The organism is Microbacterium sp. SWDP-B6 (assembly GCF_059803615.1).
Window position 1 is genome coordinate 149,759 of the sequence record NZ_JAPFGV010000003.1, and the last position, 17,162, is coordinate 166,920.

Sequence of the window (17,162 nt, forward strand, 5' to 3'; positions counted from 1 at the left end):
GGCAGCTGACGCGTCACGCGCCCTTGAGTCGCTCAGCCAGGTACTGGTGCAGCTCGTCGATCGAGACGCGCTCCTGCGCCATGGTGTCGCGGTCGCGCACGGTCACGGCACGGTCGTCGAGCGAGTCGAAGTCGATCGTGACGCAGAACGGCGTGCCGATCTCGTCCTGTCGGCGATACCGGCGACCGATCGCACCCGCGTCATCGAAGTCGACGGCCCACGAGCTGCGCAGCGTGTCGGCGACCTCGCGAGCGAGCGGCGACAGCCGCTCGTTGCGGCTCAGCGGCAGCACGGCCGCCTTGACCGGGGCCAGCCGCGGGTCGAGCTTGAGCACTGTGCGCACGTCGGTGCCGCCCTTGGCGTTCGGCACCTCCTCTTCGCGGTACGCGTCGACGAGGAAGGCCATCATGGCGCGGGTGAGGCCGAACGACGGTTCGATCACGTACGGCGTGTAACGGTCGCCCGTGGCCTGGTCGAAGTAGGTGAGGCTCTGACCAGACGCCTCGCTGTGGCTCGACAGGTCGTAGTCGGTGCGGTTGGCGACGCCCATGAGCTCGCCCCACTCCTTGCCTGTGAAGCCGAAGCGGTACTCGACGTCGATGGTGCCGGCGGAGTAATGCGCGCGGTCGTCCTCGGGCACGTCGAACTGACGCATGTTCTCGGGGTCGATCCCGAGATCGATGAACCAGTTCCAGCACGCCTCGACCCAGTGCTCGAACCACTGCTGCGCGTCAGCGGGGGGCGTGAAGAACTCGATCTCCATCTGCTCGAACTCACGCGTGCGGAAGATGAAGTTGCCGGGGGTGATCTCGTTGCGGAACGCCTTGCCGACCTGGCCGATGCCGAACGGCGGCTTCTTGCGGCTGGCCGTCAGAACGTTCGAGAAGTTGACGAAGATGCCCTGTGCCGTCTCCGGGCGGAGGAAGTAGAGGCCCGACTCATCGTCGACCACACCGAGGTACGTCTTCACGAGACCCGAGAACGACTTCGGCTCGGTGTACTGGCCCTTGGTGCCGCAGTTGGGGCACGGCACGTCGGCGAGGCCGTTCTCCGCCTTGCGACCCTTGCGCGCCTCGAAGTCCTCGATCAGAGTGTCGGCGCGGAAGCGCTTGTGGCAGCTCAGGCACTCGACCAGCGGGTCGGTGAAGGTCGCGACGTGACCAGAGGCCTCCCACACGCGCTTGGGCAGGATGATGCTCGAGTCGAGTCCGACCATGTCGCCACGGCCGCGCACGAACGTCTGCCACCACTGGCGGCGGATGTTCTCTTTGAGCTCCGTGCCGAGGGGCCCGTAGTCCCACGCGGACCGGGAACCGCCGTAGATCTCACCCGCCTGGAAGACGAACCCGCGGTGGCGGGCAAGGGCGATGACCTTGTCAAGACGGGACTGTTCGGCCACGGTGGCTCCAATGGTCGCATGCGGGAAAGCCCGTGATCACGGGCACATCAATCTTATCCGCGACCGGTTCGCCTCAGGACCCTGGCCAGGTCTGTCCGAGCCCTCAGGCCGTGAAGAGGTAGCCCTTCTCGACATCGAACCCCGAGAGCGTCAGGCCGCTGCTCAGCAGACCCTCCATCTGCGCACGCAGACGGGTGCGCCATTCGTGCGCAGCATCCGGATCCTCGACGCGGATGCTCTCGATGTCGCTCGGGATCTCCAGCGTCTCCACAACCTCGTCGGATGCCGGCGACTTGGCGATGTCGGCGAGCGCCCATTCGACGTCGAGCCGGTCGCTCTCGTCTCCGGCATCGCCTCCGCCGAAGATGCCGTAGCGGTTCACCGAGTACCCGGTCACGCGGGCACCGAGCACTGTGAGGAAGAAGTGCGCGTTGCGGGCGACCAGCGGATCGAACGTCCAGGTGATGCGACCGACGTCCCGCGAGAACGCCCATTGGCGCTGGTGCTCTTTGAGCTCTCGTCCCCAGCCGCGTCCGCGGTATTCGGGCAGCAACGCCGTGATGTGCGAGTGCATCGCCCGGCGTCCGGGGGCGCCGAAGAAGGCGATCGAGGCCCCCACCATCCGCTCTTCCCCGTCCTCGGCATCGAAGAGTCCGACGACGTAGTTGCCCGACTGCTGAAGAGCTCGCAGAGTGCCGGCGTCGATCACGCGCTCGGGGCCGCGGATGGAGTCGAGCAGGCCCTGCGCGGCGATGATGAGTTCAACGGTGTCCAGATCACGGATGGTTCGCACGCCCCCAGTCTGCCCCTCCGGTCGCAGATATCGGAATCGAACACGGCTGCTCAGGCTCGCCCGCGCTCCGGAAAGGCCGTACCTCCCCCAGCGGCGAGCGACGCGGCGACGATCTCGAGGAACTCGTTCATCATCTCCTCGGTCATCTCGGGGAGCATCCCGTCCCAGTACGAGAGCACCGCGCCTCGGCCCTGCATCATCCCGGCAGGCCGGGCGAAAGCCCAGAGGTGAAGGTGCGCCGAACCGTCGTTGAACCTGCTGAAGTGACACCGCGCAACACCGGGGATGCTCTTCACGGCCTCCGAGATCCGCTGCATCAACGGCCCGAGCGCGGCAAGGACCTCGACGGGAGCGTCTTCGAGCAGCCAGTGCTCGCGCGGGGCGATCGCCCCGATGAACGGAAGCCCGCCCGGCTCCCATCCGGCCCGCACCTGCCACAGGTCGTCGTGCCAGATCGTGTGCTCATCGGGCTTGCACGAGCCGCAGTTCTCGGGATCGAGCTCCCCGTTGCGCGGCTTCTCGGGCACCAGCATCGGCTCGAGCGGACGCATGACGACCGACTCGTAGGCGTTGGCAGGCCCGTGCGTCATCCACGCACCGTCCGGGCGTTCTCCGTAGACGAGCCTGCGGTGGAACGGGGTGTCGGCGGGATGCTGCTCGAAGTCGACGCTCATCTGCATATCGAACCACGACGCGACCGGGCGTACCGTGGAGGAATGGCAACCAGCGACACGACGGCCGAGAAGTCCGACACCCGATTCTTCGGGCAGCCCTGGGCACTCGTCCACATCTTCGGCGTCGAGATGTGGGAGCGGTTCAGCTTCTACGGCATGCAGGGCATCCTGCTCATCTACCTGTACTTCTCGGTCACCGAGGGGGGTCTCGGACTCTCCCAGGCCGTCGCCGGCGGGATCGTCGGCGCCTACGGCGGGTCGGTCTACCTCTCGACGATCCTCGGCGCCTGGATCGCCGACCGGATGCTGGGCTCGGAACGTGTGCTGTTCCTCAGCGCGATCGTGATCGTCGCAGGGCACGTCGCCCTCGCCCTTCTCCCCGGATTCATCGGCGTAGGGGTCGGCCTCGTGCTCGTCGCGCTCGGCTCGGGCGGCCTGAAGGCGAACGCGACCTCCGTCGTCGGCACCCTCTACAGCGCAGACGACACCCGTCGGGATGCCGGATTCTCACTGTTCTACCTCGGCATCAACCTCGGCGCCTTCATGGGTCCGATCCTCACCGGCATCCTGCAGTCGACCCTCGGATTCCACTACGGCTTCGGGCTCGCCGCGATCGGCATGACGCTCGGACTCGTGCAGTACTCCTTCGGCCGCAAGGCGCTGCCGGATGAGGCACGACGCGTGCCGAACCCGCTGCCCTCCTCGCGCTACCCGCTCGTCGCGATCATCGCGGTCGCCGCCGTCGCCCTCATCGCGGTGCTGGTGCTCGTCGGCGTGGTCAGGGCCGACAACCTGGCGTCCATCGTGATCATCGGAACGATCGTCGCGACGGTGGCGTACTTCGCGGTCATCCTCAGCAGCCGCCGGATCGACGGCACCGAGCGCTCGCGCGTCTGGGGATTCCTGCCGCTCTTCGTCACGAGTGTCGCGTTCTGGTCGCTGTACCAGCAGCAGTTCACCGTGCTCACGGTCTACTCCGACGAGCGCCTCGACCGCAACATCTTCGGATTCGAGATGCCCGTCTCGTGGGTGCAGTCGATCAATCCCGTGTTCATCATCATCCTGTCCGGCGTCTTCGCGGCGATCTGGACCCGCCTCGGCCGCCGTCAGCCCTCGACGCCGGTCAAGTTCGCACTCGGCGCGATCATCATGGGGGCGGCGTTCCTGCTGTTCCTGCCGTTCGCGGGCGGTGGCGCCAACTCCACCCCGTTGATCGCCATCATCGGCATCCTGTTCGTGTTCACGGTCGCCGAGCTGCTGATCTCGCCGGTCGGGCTGTCTGTCACCACGAAGCTCGCCCCGAAGGTCTTCCACACCCAGATGGTCGCGCTGTTCTTCCTGTCGATCGCGCTGGGCACGGCGATCTCGGGCTGGCTCGTGCAGTTCTACGACCCGAAGAACGAGGTGCCCTACTTCTCGATCCTCGGCGCCATCGCGATCGTGGTCGGCCTCGGACTGCTCGTCGCCGTCAAGCCGGTGCTGCGACTGATGAAGGGCGTGAGCTGACGATCGCAGCACGCGGGCACGCGCCTCGAGTGTCTCAGACGCCGATAGCCTGAAGCGATGGGAGAGAACGATGATCGCGCGCGCAGAAGACTCTCCCGGACATCACCGAAATGGGCGATCGTCGCGGTGCTGGCGTTCGCCGGTCTCTGCTCGTCGTTCATGTTCACACTGGTCGTGCCGCTGCAGGCCGAGCTTCCTCACCTGCTGAACGCATCCCGCGAGGACACCACCTGGGTCGTCACGATCACGCTGCTCGTCGCCGCGGTCGCCACTCCCATCTCGGGCCGACTGGGCGACATGTACGGCAAGCGCCGCGTCGTGATCGTGCTGCTCGGACTGCTGATCCTCGGGTCGCTGATCGCCGCGCTGTCTGGCTCGATCGTCGGCGTGATCATCGGCCGGGCGCTGCAGGGGGCGGTGACCGGTGTGGTCCCGCTGGGCATCGCCATCATGCGCGACGTGCTGCCGCCCGAACGCCTGGGCACCGCCGTCGCCCTGATGAGCGCGACGATGGGCGTGGGCGGTGCGATCGGGATGCCGGTGGCCGCCCTGCTCGCGGTGAACGCCGACTGGCACTGGCTGTTCTGGCTCGCGGCCGCTCTCGGCGTCATCGGCCTCGCCCTCGTGCTGCTCGTGATCCCCGAGGATGTGCTGCGGTTCCCCGGGCGCCTCGACGTGATCGGCGCGATCGGACTCGCGATCGGCCTCACCGGCATCCTGCTGTTCGTCTCGCGCGGCGCGGAGTGGGGCTGGACGGCACCGCTGACCCTCACATGCATCATCGGAGGCGTGGGGGTGCTGCTGGTGTGGGGGTGGTATCAGCTGCGCACGAAGGATCCGCTGCTCGATCTGCGCGTCGCTGCCCGCCCCGCCGTGCTGTTCACCAACATCGCCGCGATCGGCATGGGCTTCGCCCTGTTCGCGTCGAACGTGACTTTCCCGCAGCTGCTCGAGGGCCCGACCGCCTCCGGTGCGGGCTTCGGACTCGACATGGTCTCTGCCGCACTCGTGATCATGCCGGCGGGTCTCGTGATGATGGTGATCTCGCCGTTGTCTGGCTGGCTCGAGCGCACCGTCGGGCCTCGCCCGCTGTTCAGCGTCGGCGCTGCGGCGATCGTGCTCGCCTACGTGTTCGTGCTGCTGTGGTCGAGCGAGGTCTGGCACATCCTCGTCGGCAACCTGCTGATCGGCGTCGGCATCGGATTCACGTTCGCCGCCATGCCGATGATCATCATGCGATCGGTGCCCGCGAACGAGACGGGCGCCTCGAACGGACTGAACGCGCTCTTCCGCTCGATCGGCACGTCGAGTGCGTCCGCCGTGATGGGCGGGGTGCTCGCCGCCATGAGCATCGACGTCGGCGGAGTCTCGGTGCCCACGCGGGCGGCGTTCGATCTGTGCTTCTGGCTGGCGATCGGGGCCGGGATCGTCGCTCTGGTCCTGTCGCTGTTCATCCCCCGGCAGCGTGCAGCAGAGCAGCATCCGTCGCTGCCCGGCTAGCCGTCAGCCCGGATCGCGATCAGAGCACGCGCGGATCGGGATCGCCCGTCGTCGGCGCTCGCAACCGCGCGGGGATCGGCCACTCGAGCACGTACTGCTGCACGGGCGGACGCGCCATGTCGCCGAAGTCGTCGATCTTCACGACGATGCGTCCGGGAACGCCTTCGTCGTCGGGAGTGACCTCGAGGATGCGCACGCGAAGGGGCCTGTCGGCTTCACCCTCGAGCATCCACGGATCGGCGAGCCAGCCGATCCCCCGCTCCTCGAGCGCGGTCTCGGCGTCGAGCCACTCGGTGGGAGCGGAGACCGGGCGACCCAGCACGTCGACGGCCACCCAGTCGTCGCCGTCGGGGTGGATCCATCCGAGCAGCTCGCCGTCGTCACGGCGGTGCGGAGTCCAATCGGGGCGGGGCATGCCTCCAGGCTAGCGACGCCGGGGCGAGGGCGCCCGTGAGCTCAGTGCGTGTACTCCATGAGCTCGACCCCGAGCACGCGGAAGGCATCGTGTGCACGAAGCCGGTGCGTGATCGACAGGTCGTCGAAGCAGACGATCAGGGAATAGGCGACGCCGGCGCGCGGCCCGGCGAGGACTCCCGCCTCTGCCCTCACGCCGCGATCGCGCCCGGTCTTGTTGATGAACAGCAGACCGTGGGCGTCGTGGTCGTGAGCGAAGGGATCGAGGCCCGTCGACGAGGCCACCAGGCTCAGGTCCTGGTTCAGACTGAGCCACTCGGACACCTGAGCGCTCACCGAGGCGCCCACCACCTGCGAGTTCACGAGTGCCGAGAAGAGTCCGGCGAATTCGCGCGCGGAACCCACGGCGACCTGGGGCGCGTCGTCGGGACCGCGCTCGTCGCGGAATCGATCGAGAAGGGCTGTGCGGCGGAGTCCGAGGGCCTCGATACGCTCACGCACGCGATCGTGACCGACCCGCTGCAGCAGGGCGTTGACCGCGATCGGGTCACCGGCTGTCGCCGCGAGCACGGCGAGATCTTCGAGCGGCAGTGCGGGCGCATGCAGGTGTCGCCAGAGACCCGAGGTCGACACCGACTCGACGGCGGTGCGCTCGACGATCTCGAGCGGGTCGAGGGTGCCTGCATCGAACGCTGCCGCCACCTCGATCAGCAGCGGTACGACCCCGAGCCCCGCGACAGGCATGGTCACATGGTCATCACCGGAGAGGACATGCGCGTGGTTGTCGAGATCGACGACATGAACCGACACCTGCGCGCCCGCGTCCGCGAGCTGTTCGAGCGCCCGGAGGGTCGAAGTGAACGACCGCCGCCCCGAGGCCGCACGACGCGGCAAGCGTCGGCTGGGCCGCTGAGAGCGGCGCAGCGAGGCCAGTGGCGGGCCGTCGGCAGGCTCGGAAGCACCCACGCGTGATCCTTAATAGGGGGGTTGGATTGGCGGGATGCTGCGGTGTCCATCCTCCGCAGCACCGATATCGTAACCCCGTCAGGTGAGGATGCCCTACATACTCCGGTATACGGTCATCAGATCGTCATCCAGGAGACAGCAGGGCACCCGTCGACACCTGATCGGTTATAGAGAACGACTCACCAGATCGTCACTCGCGAACCCTGCGGCAGCCACAGCGCGTCGGATTCGGAGACGTCGAACGCCTCGTAGAAGGCGTCGATGTTGCGGACGATCTGGTTGCAGCGGAACTCGTTCGGCGAGTGCGGGTCGATCGTGAGCAGTCGCAGTGTCTCGGCGTCGCGGCTCTTCTGCTGCCAGACCTGCGCCCACGACAGAAGAAGGCGCTGCACGCCCGTGTAGCCGTCGATGACCGGGGCCTCCTCTCCGCCGAGCGCGATCTCGTAGGCCTTGAGCGCGATGCCGAGGCCGCCCAGGTCGCCGATGTTCTCGCCGATCGTCAGGGCGCCGTTGACGTGATGCTCGGCGTCGAGGCCTTCGGGCACGAGCTCGTCGTACTGCGCGATCAGTGCCTTGGTGCGCTGCTCGAACGCCGTGCGATCCGCATCCGTCCACCAGTCCTCGAGCTTGCCGTCTCCGTCGTAGCGGCTGCCCTGGTCGTCGAATCCGTGACCGATCTCATGGCCGATGACCGCGCCGATCCCGCCGTAGTTGGCAGCCGCGTCACGCGACGCATCGAAGAACGGATACTGCAGGATCGCCGCCGGGAACACGATCTCGTTCATCGACGGGTTGTAGTACGCGTTGACCATCTGCGGCGGCATGTGCCACTCGTCCCGGTCGATCGGCTTTCCCACCTTCGCGACGTTGCGGTCGTGCTCGAAGATCGCCGCCCGCCGCACGTTGCCGAACAGGTCGGCGCGGTCGATCTCGAGGCTCGAATAGTCGCGCCAGACGGCGGGGTGGCCGATCTTCGGCGTGAACGAGTCGAGCTTGGCGAGAGCTCGCTCGCGGGTCTCGGCCGTCATCCACTCGAGGTCGGTGATGCTCTGCCGATAGGCCTCGATGAGGTTCGCGACGAGCTCGTCCATCGCCGCCTTCGCCGTCGGCGGGTAGTGCCGCTCGACGTACACCTTGCCGATCGCCTCGCTCAGCGCGCCCTCGGTCACCGAGACGCCGCGCTTCCACCGCTCGCGGATCGAGGGGACGCCGGTCAGCTCGGTGCCGTAGAACGAGAAGTTCTCCTGCACGAAGTCGTCGGTGAGATACGGAGCCGCCGCGTGAACGACCTGCGCGCGCAGCCAGGCCTTCCAGTCGTCGAGGCGCTCGGGGGTGAGCAGCGATCCGAGCCCTTCGAGGAAGCTCGGCTGCGAGACGACCACCTCGGCGAAGGCCTCGGGGTGGGCCGGCGCGACGGAGTCGCGCCACGGCTCGAGGTCGACACCGGCGAGCTCCTGGATCTCGGCCCATGTCTTGAGGTTGTAGGTGGCGACGGCGTCGCGACTGCGCACGTTGTCCCAGTGGTGGCCCGCGAGCTCGGTCTCGAGGGCGATGGAGCGGTCGGCGGTGCCCGCGGCATCGGCGACACCGGCGAGCGCCAGCAGACGCTCGAGGTGGGCGCGGTAGGCCGCTCGGGTCTCGGCGAAGGTGTCGAGTCTGAAGTAGCTCTCGTCCGGCAGCGACAGGCCGGACTGCACGATCACCGGAAGGTAGCGCTCGGGGTTTCCGGGGTCGCCGTCGACGTAGAACCCGATCAGGTGCGCGCGACCGTCGCGGTCGTAGGCGCCGACGGTGCGCAGGAACGCGGGGATGTCATCGATCGCCTCGATCTCGGCGAGGGTCTCGGCGAGCGGCGTGACACCGGCCTCGGCGATGCGCTCGGTGTCCATGAAGCTCGCGAACAGGTCGCCGATCTTGCGGGCGAGGGTGCCCGGTTCGGCATCCTGCGACTCCTCGATGATCGCCCTGACGTCCTTCTCGGCCTGCTCGGCGAGCAGATGGAACGAGCCCCAGCGCGCCTTGTCGCCGGGGATCTCGGTGCGGGCGAGCCATGCGCCGTTGACATGGCGGTACAGGTCGTCCTGCGGGCGGATGTCGGAGCTGAACTCGGAGGTCTCAAGGCCAGAGGGAAGCACGTCGGTCATGCCGACCAGCCTAGGCGTCGCTCCGACATTCGGGCGGGAACGGGCTGGCGGTCCTCGCCGACGTCAGCCCCGGCGACGGATGCCGAAGCGACGCGTGCGCGGCTGGATCGGCTCCGGCGTCGGCCGGGCGGCCAGGCGCGCCGCACGACGCTCGGCCCACGCGGCCACCTCGGCGTCGATGTCGCGAGGCTCCGTCACGACGGGCGGTCCGCCCTGCAGCTGACGTCGAGCCTCGATGACCCGACGGTTGAAGTCCTCGAGCACCTCCCGCACGTCGACCTCGCGACCGAGCAGGTCGAGCTGGTCGTCGAGCTCTCGGTTCTCTGTCCGCAGCAGGATGGCGGGCGGGCCGAGACCAGTCAGGTTCTCCTGCTCGATCTTGCGCCGGATCCACCAGTCCGGGTCGTGGTGCGTGCCGAGACCCTCGAGCGGCTTGCCGGCTCCGGGGAGATCGTCGAAGTCGCCCCTGCGGATCGCCACCTGGATCGCCGTCTCGATGAAGGCGGCCCGGTCGGTGGCTGCGGCGATGCCCGGTGCCGTGCCGGATTCGGCGTCCTCGCCGGCGTTCTCACTCTGCTGTCGCGCGCGGTACCTCGCCGCGGCCTCTCGTGGATCCGTCATGGGCGCCTCCGTCGCATCCGGGATTCCTCCAGGGTACGACTGCACGGGATCCGGCGGGCCGAGTGCGGGCGCGCTGGATGCTCTGAGGTCGGCGCCAGCCCATAGGCTCGGAGGATGACCGAGCGCACTCTCAATCGTGAGATCCTGCGCCTCGCTGTCCCCGCGCTCGGCGCCCTGATGGCGGAGCCCGCGTTCCTCATCGTCGACGCCGCCCTGGTCGGGCACCTCGGCACGACGTCGCTCGCCGGGCTCGGCATCGCGGGTGCGGTGCTGCAGACGATCGTCGGGCTCATGGTCTTCCTCGCCTACTCGACGACCCCGGCCGTCGCCAGGCTGTTCGGCGCCGGCAGGCCGGGCGAGGCCGTCTCGGTCGGCATCAACGGCATGTGGCTGGCGCTGGCGATCGGGGCCGTGCTCGCCGCGGCCGGGGCGGTCGCCTCGCCGTGGCTCGTGTCGCTGTTCGGCGCGAGCGAGGCCGTGGCCGCCGATGCCAACGCCTATCTGGTCGTCTCGATGTGGGGGCTCCCGGCGATGCTCATCGTGTTCGCCGCCACCGGACTGCTCCGCGGGATGCAGGACACCATGACGCCCCTGTGGATCGCCGGCATCGGCTTCGGCGCGAACGCGCTGCTCAACGTGCTGTTCATCTACGGGCTGGGCTGGGGCATCGCCGGGTCGGCGGCCGGCACGGTCGTCGCCCAGTGGGGCATGGTCGGCGCCTACGTGCTGGTGATCCGGCGCCTCGCCGCGAAGCACGATGCGTCGCTGATGGCGCAGCGAGCGGGCATGGGCAGCACTGCGCGTTCGGGCGGCTGGCTGTTCCTGCGCACGGTGAGCCTGCGGGCTGCGCTGTTGGCGACCGTCGCGGTCGCCACGGGCATCGGCACGGAGGAACTCGCCGGGTGGCAGATCGTCTTCACCATCTTCTCGGCGGCCGCGTTCGCACTGGATGCCCTCGCGATCGCGGCCCAGGCACTGATCGGCAAGGAGCTCGGCGCGGGCGACGAACGGCAGGTGCACCGGGTGCTCAGACGCACGGTCGCCTGGGGCGTGTGGTTCGGCGTCGTGGTCGGCGCGCTCATCGCGGCGCTCTCGGGTGTGCTCGGCATCGTGTTCACGGGCGATCCGTCGATCGCCGCGCTCGTGCAGCCTGCGCTCCTCATCCTCGCGGTCGCGCAGCCGATCGCGGGTGTCGTCTTCGTGCTCGACGGGGTGCTGATGGGTGCGAACGACGCGCGCTATCTCGCGATCGCGGGTGGCCTGAACCTCCTGCCGTTCCTCCCGGCGCTGTGGGTCATCGCCGCGACCGGCGTCGACGACGCCGCAGGTCTCGTCTGGCTCTCTGTCGCGTTCTTCGGGGTGTACCTGCTCGCTCGGCTGGCCACCCTCGGCTGGCGCGTGCGCTCAGGACGCTGGGTCACTGCCGGGGTCTGAGATCAGGCGTTCTCGAGTTCGGCGATCACGATCTTCTTCATGTGCATGAGCGCCTGGATCTGCTCCGGCCTCTGCTGCAGCAGATCGAGGCCTGCGGGCACGACCTGCCAGCTGACGCCGAACCTGTCCTTGCACCAGCCGCACGCCTCCGACTCCGGCACGGCCGAGAGCGCCTGCCAGTAGTGGTCGATCTCGGCCTGGTCCTCGCATCCGATCACGAACGAGATCGACTCGTTGAACGCGAACTCAGGTCCGCCGTCGAGGCATCCGAACGGCGAGCCGTTCAGCGTGAAGTCGCCGTTGAGGACCTTGCCGGTCATCCCTTCGAAGTGTCGATCGAGCGACTCGTCGGGGTAGAGCACCACCTGGTCGATCGACGAGTTCGGGAACACCGAGACGTAGTACTCCATCGCCTCCTGCGCCTGACCGTCGAACCAGAGGAACGGGCGGATGCGACTGATCTCTGCCATGTCGACCTCCTCAGATCGGCACTCACGCTACGCCCGCGCAGCCGCCGTGTCGAGAGGGTCCGCCCACCTGTCAGCCCGCGTGCCTCCGGCACCACTCGTACATGATCACGGCGGCTGCCGCGCTGGCGTTGATCGATCGCGTCGAGCCGTACTGCGTGATCTCGATATGGGCCGACGCCGCGGCGAGCGCGGCATCCGACAGCCCCGGCCCCTCCTGTCCGAACAGCAGCACGCAGCGCTGCGGCAGGTCGGCGCGGTCGACCGGCACTGCGCCGTCGACGTTGTCGACCGCGATGACCGGCAGCCCCTCTGCCGCGGCCCAGGCGGTGAACGTCTCCACGTCCTCGTGGTGCACGACGTGCTGGTAGCGGTCGGTGACCATGGCGCCCCGTCTGTTCCAGCGGCGCCGCCCGATGATGTGCACGGTGTCGGCGAGGAACGCGTTGGCGCTGCGCACGATCGAGCCGATGTTCATGTCGTGCTGCCAGTTCTCGATCGCGACGTGGAACGGATGCCGTCTGGTGTCGAGGTCGGCGACGATCGCGTCCATCCGCCAGTAGCGGTAGCGATCGATCACATTGCGCGTGTCGCCGACCGTCAGCAGCTCAGGGTCGTACTGCTCTCCCGCGGGCCATTCCGCCTCGCCTCCGGGCCACGGCCCCACTCCGTAGCCGGGCTGCGCCGACGATCCGCCTGTCTCTGCTGCATCCGCGGCCGCCTGCTCTTCCATTCCGCCAGGCTATCCGCCGCGCCCCGCACAACATATTTAGGTACACCGAAAGATCCGCTACGATTTCGGCATGCCTAAAAATTCCGCACTCGAGACGGCTGCGCCGACCGCTCGCGCCACCGCGCCCCGCAGCCTCTGGCTTCTCGGCCCCGCGCTGGTGGCCGGCGTCGCGTATCTCGATCCGGGCAATGTCGCGAGCAACATGACCGCGGGCGCTCAGTACGGGTACCTGCTCGTGTGGGTCGTGGTCGCCGGCAACATCATGGCCTGGCTGATCCAGTACCTCTCGGCCAAACTCGGAGTCGTCACCGGTCAGAGCCTGCCCGAAGTGCTGGGAACGCGACTGAAGAACCCATGGGCACGACGCGCGTACTGGCTGCAGGCCGAGCTCGTCGCGATGGCGACCGATCTGGCCGAGGTCATCGGCGGCGCCGTCGCTCTGTATCTGCTGTTCGACATCCCCCTGCTGCTCGGCGGGATCATCACAGGGGCGGTGTCGATGATCCTGCTGGCGGTGCAGAGCCGCCGAGGGCCCCGGCCCTTCGAGTTCGTGATCATCGCGCTCATGGTGATCATCACCGTGGGTTTCATCGCGGGCCTCTTCGTCGCCCCGCCCGACGCCTCGAGCATCGTCGGCGGCCTCGTGCCCCGCTTCGAGGACACCGGATCGGTGCTGCTCGCCGCATCCATCCTCGGCGCCACGATCATGCCGCACGCGATCTACGCGCACTCGTCGCTCACCCGAGACCGCTTCGGCTCGACGACGACCGATGCGCCGACGGAGGCCGTGCGCACGGAGACCTCGCGCATCCGTCGCCTGCTCACCGCGACCCGGTGGGACGTCTCGATCGCGATGGTCATCGCGGGTACGGTGAATCTCGGCATCCTGCTGCTCGCGGCCGCGAACCTCGCCGGCGTCGAGGGCACCGACTCGCTCGAAGGCGCGCACGCCGCGCTGGCCGCAGGGCTCGGTCCTGTCGTCGCGACGTTCTTCGCGGTCGGGCTGCTGGCCTCGGGCCTCGCCTCGACGTCGGTGGGCGCCTACGCGGGGGCCGAGATCATGCACGGACTGCTGCACGTGCGCATCCCGCTGCTCGCGCGTCGGCTGGTGACTCTGATCCCCGCGCTCGTGATCCTCGGCATCGGCTTCGATCCGACGCTCGCCCTCGTGCTCAGCCAGGTCGTGCTCTCGTTCGGCATCCCCTTCGCCCTGATCCCGCTCATCGCGCTCACGGCTCAGCGCCGCACACTCGGCGTCTGGGCGAACCGCCTGTGGACGACGGCGGCCGGCATCATCGCGTCCGTCCTGCTCATCGCCCTCAACGGCGCCCTGCTCTGGCTGGTGCTCACCGGAGCCTGAACCGCAGCCCCTCGAGCAGACCGGCACCGGGACGCAAGACGCAGAGGTCAGGACGCAAGACGCAGGGCGCACAGAACCGCCCCGAGCCGGCACGGGAAGAGTCGACTCGGGGCGGCGGTCTGTCACCGAGAGCGGAGGTTCTCCGTCCATCGCGAGGTCGCGCCGTCGGCGATGCGGTAGCCGGCGTCCGGCACCGCCACGACGGTCACCTCACCGGTGACCCGCACCTTGCCGCCCGGCGATTCGACCTTCTCGCCGTTCAAGTAGTAGCTGACGCCCTTCACGTTCGTCGGCACCTTGACCTCGTCGCGAGAGGTGCCCGGCTTGTCGGTGAACTTCGGCGCCTTCGGCTCCGTCGGGGCGGTCAGCACCGGCACGTCCGCCCAGTCGAGGTCGCTCGCGAGATAGAACGAGGTGTACGCCGGCTGGTTGTAGGTCGTCTGCTGACGCGCGGTCTCAGCCCGGTACTGCACATCGTGCATGAGGGTCGTGAGCTTGTGCGCCGTGGGCTCGGTCGTGGTGAAGAACCGCAGCGCGCTCGAGTCGGCCGTGCGCACCAGCAGCTCCTCGCGCCAGTCGCCCAGCACATCGGCGACGAGCGAGGGGTTGCCCTTCGTGCCGTTGTTGGTGAGCGTACCCGTCGCGGTGAGCACAGTGCCTCGCGTCCAGTCGTCGATGGTCGGCGTCTGGTCGCCGCTGCCGTTGACGAGCTCCGTCGTCAGGTCGCCCGCCCAGCGGATCGACATGTTCGTGCCGGGCGTCTGCGCCTGCAGCACCTCGCCCGTCGCACTGAGCAGACCGCTGCCCTCCGTGCCGCCCGGCATGCTCGACCACACCTCGATGCCGGGCACGTCCGGCCGCACGTCGCCGATCATCGCCCGACCCGTGTCTCGGCCCGAGTAGGCGCCGAAGAGGGACTCTCCCGTGGCGGCGTCGCGCATCACCGACCCGTACGGCGCGCTGGTCGCACCCTCATGTGCCGTCCAGATCTCCGCACCCGGGCGGCTCGGATCGATGTCGGTCACGTGCATCGCGTCGCCGTGTCCCAGGCGCACCGATGCTCCGGGATCCGCACTGCCCCCGGGGAGCACGTCGAACGAGCTGTACAGCAGGCTGCCGTCGTCGTCGATCGTCGCGGAACCGTAGACGAGCTCCTGCCTGCCGTCGCCATCCACGTCGGCGAAGCTCAGCGAGTGATCGCCCTGCGTCGTGATCGTGCCGAACTTGGGGTCACTGCCGTCGCGGCCGTGCGGCGAGTCGTTGAACGGGTTCGTCAGGGGCACGTGGCCGCTGTCGACATCCCAGCGGGCCTTCAGCCGCTTGCCGTCCCAGTCGAAGGCCGCGACGGTCGTACGTGTGTAGTAGCCGCGGGCGAAGACGGCGGACGGATGCTGGCCGTCGAGGTATCCGACTCCCGCGAGGAAGCGGTCGACGCGGTTGCCCGGCTCGATGCGCGACATCGCGTAGTCGCCCCACAGCAGGCCGTCGTCGCCGCGCTCGGTCGGATACGGGATGGTCTGCAGCTCCTTGCCCGTCGCGCTGTCGAAGACGGTGAGGTACTCGGGTCCGTCGACGATGAAGCCCTCGAACTCTCGCAGCAGGTTGCGAGCGCTGCGACCGGGCGCGTACACGTCGATGAAGGTCGTGGCGAGCTCCTGCGCCGACTCGGGAGAGAGCGGATACTCGTGCGTGACGGGCATGCCCCACGCCTCTTCGAGAGTGGCCGGCCACTGACCCGACACGACCTCCTCCCGCTCACTCCAGCCGAGGAACATCTCGACGAGGTGCTGCTCGTAGTCCGCGGCGCTGAGTCGGTAGTCGTCGTCGTTCGAGTAGCCCGCCTTGCGGTCGTCCTTCGGCAGCGTGATGTACGACTCGCTCGCGACGCTGCCGTCGGCGGTGTACTGCACGGACTTCGTGCCAGGGGCCGTCTTCAGCATCGTCTCGGAGCGTCCGTCGCCGTCGAAGTCGTAGACGAGGAACTGCGTGTAGTGCGCACCGGCGCGGATGTTCACGCCGAGATCGAGGCGATTGAGCAGCGTGCCGTCAAGCTCGTAGGTGTCGAGGTAGACGGGGCCCGTGTAGCCGCGCTGCGAGACGTCCTTCGAGTTCGAGGGATCCCACTTCACGACGTACTCGTACTGCCCGTCGCCGTCGACGTCGCCGACCGACACATCGTTGGCCGAGTAGGTGTAGGCCTCGCCCTTCGGTGTGACTCCGTCGGCGGGCTTCTGCAGCGGAAGGTCGTAGTGCCCCTCAGCCCACGCAGACACGGACGGCGAAGCGGATGCCGTCAGCTCGACGCCGTTCACCACCGGGACCACGGAGTACTGCGATGCGGCCGCGCCGTCGGCATCCGCGAAGTTCGTGCTGTCGGTGATCGTGGCGATCTTCGCTCCGTCGCGGTAGACGGCGAAGTCGGGACCCGCGAGCCCGGTGGCGGTCGCACCGCTCGCCTCGGTGGCGAGCAGTCTCCAGCTGAGGAAGACCCCGTCGGCGGTCGAGACGGCGACAAGACCGCGGTCGAGCGTCTCGAGCTGTGGCGTCTTCGGCCCCGAGTCATGGCGACCGGCCGTCGGCGCTGTGGGCGACGCCGCCGTCGCACTCTGCGCGCCTCCCACGAGGAGGCAGCCGACTGCGGCCACCGCCACGACGGCGCGGAACGATTGGTGTCGGATATTCATCGTCGAAATCCTTCTCTGGGCATGGCGCCCGCTCGGATAGCGTTTTCCCGTGCCCGGTCGAAGCTACCCGCAGAGCTCGTCCCCGTCAAGGAATCCGGGCCGATTGACACGATTCACAGCGTGCGCGGCGGAGTGCTCCGACGGTTAGGCTCGAAGGATGTCTGCCGAAACCGCGCGCCGCAACGTCCGCATCCTCACCTGGATCGGCATCGCGACCGGCGTGATCGGCGGGCTGCTCGTCGCCTTCCCCACCGTGCTGCCCTTCGGCGGCCCCTGGGTGCAGCTCGCCCTGGGCATCGCGACCCTCGTGCTGGCCTTCCGCGCGCGCAAGATCGGCATCGCCGAGATCGAAGGCTTCGACGGTCGGCTCTCGCTCTTCGCCGCCCTGCTCGGGTTCCTCATCATCTTCTTCGCGGGCCAGGTCGCCTTCGGGATCCTCGTCGACGTCGCGAACCCCTGATCTAGGC

Annotated in this window: 15 protein-coding genes; 5 read left to right on the forward strand and 10 right to left on the reverse strand. The window is 68.4% G+C overall.

What is annotated here, in order from left to right; translation table 11 throughout:
• Nucleotides 1-13: 13 nt before the first annotated feature.
• The 3 genes from OPU70_RS06710 to OPU70_RS06720 all read right to left on the reverse strand — a co-directional run bounded on the left by OPU70_RS06710 (nt 14) and on the right by OPU70_RS06720 (nt 2,866).
• Nucleotides 14-1,399, reverse strand: a complete 1,386-nt coding sequence (locus tag OPU70_RS06710) for a glycine--tRNA ligase (protein ID WP_042541298.1) — start codon at nt 1,397-1,399, stop codon at nt 14-16.
• Between the two features lie 103 nt (nt 1,400-1,502).
• The gene (locus tag OPU70_RS06715) at nt 1,503-2,192 is read right to left on the reverse strand and encodes a GNAT family N-acetyltransferase (RefSeq protein WP_042541296.1); all 690 of its coding nucleotides are present in this window, start codon (nt 2,190-2,192) and stop codon (nt 1,503-1,505) included.
• Between the two features lie 50 nt (nt 2,193-2,242).
• Nucleotides 2,243-2,866 carry a hypothetical protein gene (locus OPU70_RS06720; protein ID WP_079113688.1) on the reverse strand — a complete coding sequence of 208 codons (624 nt, stop codon included), beginning with the start codon at nt 2,864-2,866 and terminating at the stop codon, nt 2,243-2,245.
• 42 nt (nt 2,867-2,908) lie between these two features.
• On the opposite strand from OPU70_RS06720, the gene OPU70_RS06725 reads away from it, so the two are divergent.
• The gene (locus OPU70_RS06725; RefSeq protein WP_498557383.1) at nt 2,909-4,372 is read left to right on the forward strand and encodes a peptide MFS transporter; all 1,464 of its coding nucleotides are present in this window, start codon (nt 2,909-2,911) and stop codon (nt 4,370-4,372) included.
• 57 nt (nt 4,373-4,429) lie between these two features.
• Nucleotides 4,430-5,872: an MFS transporter gene (locus OPU70_RS06730; RefSeq protein ID WP_042541292.1), complete on the forward strand. Its 1,443-nt coding sequence runs from the start codon at nt 4,430-4,432 to the stop codon at nt 5,870-5,872.
• Between the two features lie 19 nt (nt 5,873-5,891).
• Here OPU70_RS06730 and OPU70_RS06735 read toward each other — a convergent pair whose 3' ends face one another.
• From OPU70_RS06735 to OPU70_RS06750, 4 genes are all read right to left on the reverse strand, one after another.
• The gene (locus OPU70_RS06735; RefSeq protein WP_042541290.1) at nt 5,892-6,287 is read right to left on the reverse strand and encodes a hypothetical protein; all 396 of its coding nucleotides are present in this window, start codon (nt 6,285-6,287) and stop codon (nt 5,892-5,894) included.
• Nucleotides 6,288-6,328: 41 nt separating this feature from the next.
• Nucleotides 6,329-7,252 carry a serine hydrolase gene (locus OPU70_RS06740; protein WP_498557384.1) on the reverse strand — a complete coding sequence of 308 codons (924 nt, stop codon included), beginning with the start codon at nt 7,250-7,252 and terminating at the stop codon, nt 6,329-6,331.
• Nucleotides 7,253-7,431: 179 nt separating this feature from the next.
• A complete protein-coding gene (locus tag OPU70_RS06745) occupies nt 7,432-9,396 on the reverse strand; it encodes a M13 family metallopeptidase (RefSeq protein ID WP_498557385.1) in 1,965 nt (654 codons plus the stop codon).
• Between the two features lie 63 nt (nt 9,397-9,459).
• Nucleotides 9,460-10,017 (reverse strand): DnaJ family domain-containing protein, encoded by a 558-nt coding sequence (locus OPU70_RS06750; RefSeq protein WP_498557386.1) that lies wholly within the window; start codon nt 10,015-10,017, stop codon nt 9,460-9,462.
• A 114-nt stretch (nt 10,018-10,131) separates the two neighbouring features.
• Here OPU70_RS06750 and OPU70_RS06755 point away from each other — a divergent pair, with 114 nt between their 5' ends.
• Complete coding sequence (locus OPU70_RS06755) at nt 10,132-11,451, forward strand: MATE family efflux transporter (RefSeq protein ID WP_498557387.1); 1,320 nt, start codon at nt 10,132-10,134, stop codon at nt 11,449-11,451.
• 2 nt (nt 11,452-11,453) lie between these two features.
• On the opposite strand, the gene OPU70_RS06760 is transcribed toward OPU70_RS06755, so the two are convergent.
• Together OPU70_RS06760 and OPU70_RS06765 are read right to left on the reverse strand one after the other, a co-directional pair.
• Complete coding sequence (locus OPU70_RS06760; protein WP_153302259.1) at nt 11,454-11,921, reverse strand: VOC family protein; 468 nt, start codon at nt 11,919-11,921, stop codon at nt 11,454-11,456.
• A gap of 70 nt (nt 11,922-11,991) precedes the next feature.
• On the reverse strand, nt 11,992-12,651 hold the full coding sequence (locus tag OPU70_RS06765; protein ID WP_194285970.1) for a TrmH family RNA methyltransferase: 660 nt from the start codon (nt 12,649-12,651) through the stop codon (nt 11,992-11,994).
• Nucleotides 12,652-12,721: 70 nt separating this feature from the next.
• Between OPU70_RS06765 and OPU70_RS06770 the strand changes: the two genes are divergently transcribed.
• Complete coding sequence (locus OPU70_RS06770) at nt 12,722-14,011, forward strand: Nramp family divalent metal transporter (RefSeq protein ID WP_309691697.1); 1,290 nt, start codon at nt 12,722-12,724, stop codon at nt 14,009-14,011.
• A gap of 122 nt (nt 14,012-14,133) precedes the next feature.
• Here OPU70_RS06770 and OPU70_RS06775 read toward each other — a convergent pair whose 3' ends face one another.
• Nucleotides 14,134-16,695 (reverse strand): rhamnogalacturonan lyase, encoded by a 2,562-nt coding sequence (locus OPU70_RS06775; RefSeq protein WP_498557388.1) that lies wholly within the window; start codon nt 16,693-16,695, stop codon nt 14,134-14,136.
• A gap of 157 nt (nt 16,696-16,852) precedes the next feature.
• Between OPU70_RS06775 and OPU70_RS06780 the strand changes: the two genes are divergently transcribed.
• Nucleotides 16,853-17,155: a hypothetical protein gene (locus OPU70_RS06780; protein WP_042541277.1), complete on the forward strand. Its 303-nt coding sequence runs from the start codon at nt 16,853-16,855 to the stop codon at nt 17,153-17,155.
• Nucleotides 17,156-17,162: the final 7 nt, after the last annotated feature.

Coding starts and splice junctions, on each gene's coding strand:
- OPU70_RS06720 (WP_079113688.1), bottom strand. CDS start 2,866: ATGAGCGTCGACTTCGAGCAGCATCCCGCCGACACCCCGTTCCACCGC.
- OPU70_RS06725 (WP_498557383.1), top strand. CDS start 2,909: ATGGCAACCAGCGACACGACGGCCGAGAAGTCCGACACCCGATTCTTC.
- OPU70_RS06730 (WP_042541292.1), top strand. CDS start 4,430: ATGGGAGAGAACGATGATCGCGCGCGCAGAAGACTCTCCCGGACATCA.
- OPU70_RS06735 (WP_042541290.1), bottom strand. CDS start 6,287: ATGCCCCGCCCCGATTGGACTCCGCACCGCCGTGACGACGGCGAGCTG.
- OPU70_RS06745 (WP_498557385.1), bottom strand. CDS start 9,396: ATGACCGACGTGCTTCCCTCTGGCCTTGAGACCTCCGAGTTCAGCTCC.
- OPU70_RS06750 (WP_498557386.1), bottom strand. CDS start 10,017: ATGACGGATCCACGAGAGGCCGCGGCGAGGTACCGCGCGCGACAGCAG.
- OPU70_RS06755 (WP_498557387.1), top strand. CDS start 10,132: ATGACCGAGCGCACTCTCAATCGTGAGATCCTGCGCCTCGCTGTCCCC.
- OPU70_RS06760 (WP_153302259.1), bottom strand. CDS start 11,921: ATGGCAGAGATCAGTCGCATCCGCCCGTTCCTCTGGTTCGACGGTCAG.
- OPU70_RS06765 (WP_194285970.1), bottom strand. CDS start 12,651: ATGGAAGAGCAGGCGGCCGCGGATGCAGCAGAGACAGGCGGATCGTCG.
- OPU70_RS06770 (WP_309691697.1), top strand. CDS start 12,722: ATGCCTAAAAATTCCGCACTCGAGACGGCTGCGCCGACCGCTCGCGCC.
- OPU70_RS06775 (WP_498557388.1), bottom strand. CDS start 16,695: ATGAATATCCGACACCAATCGTTCCGCGCCGTCGTGGCGGTGGCCGCA.
- OPU70_RS06780 (WP_042541277.1), top strand. CDS start 16,853: ATGTCTGCCGAAACCGCGCGCCGCAACGTCCGCATCCTCACCTGGATC.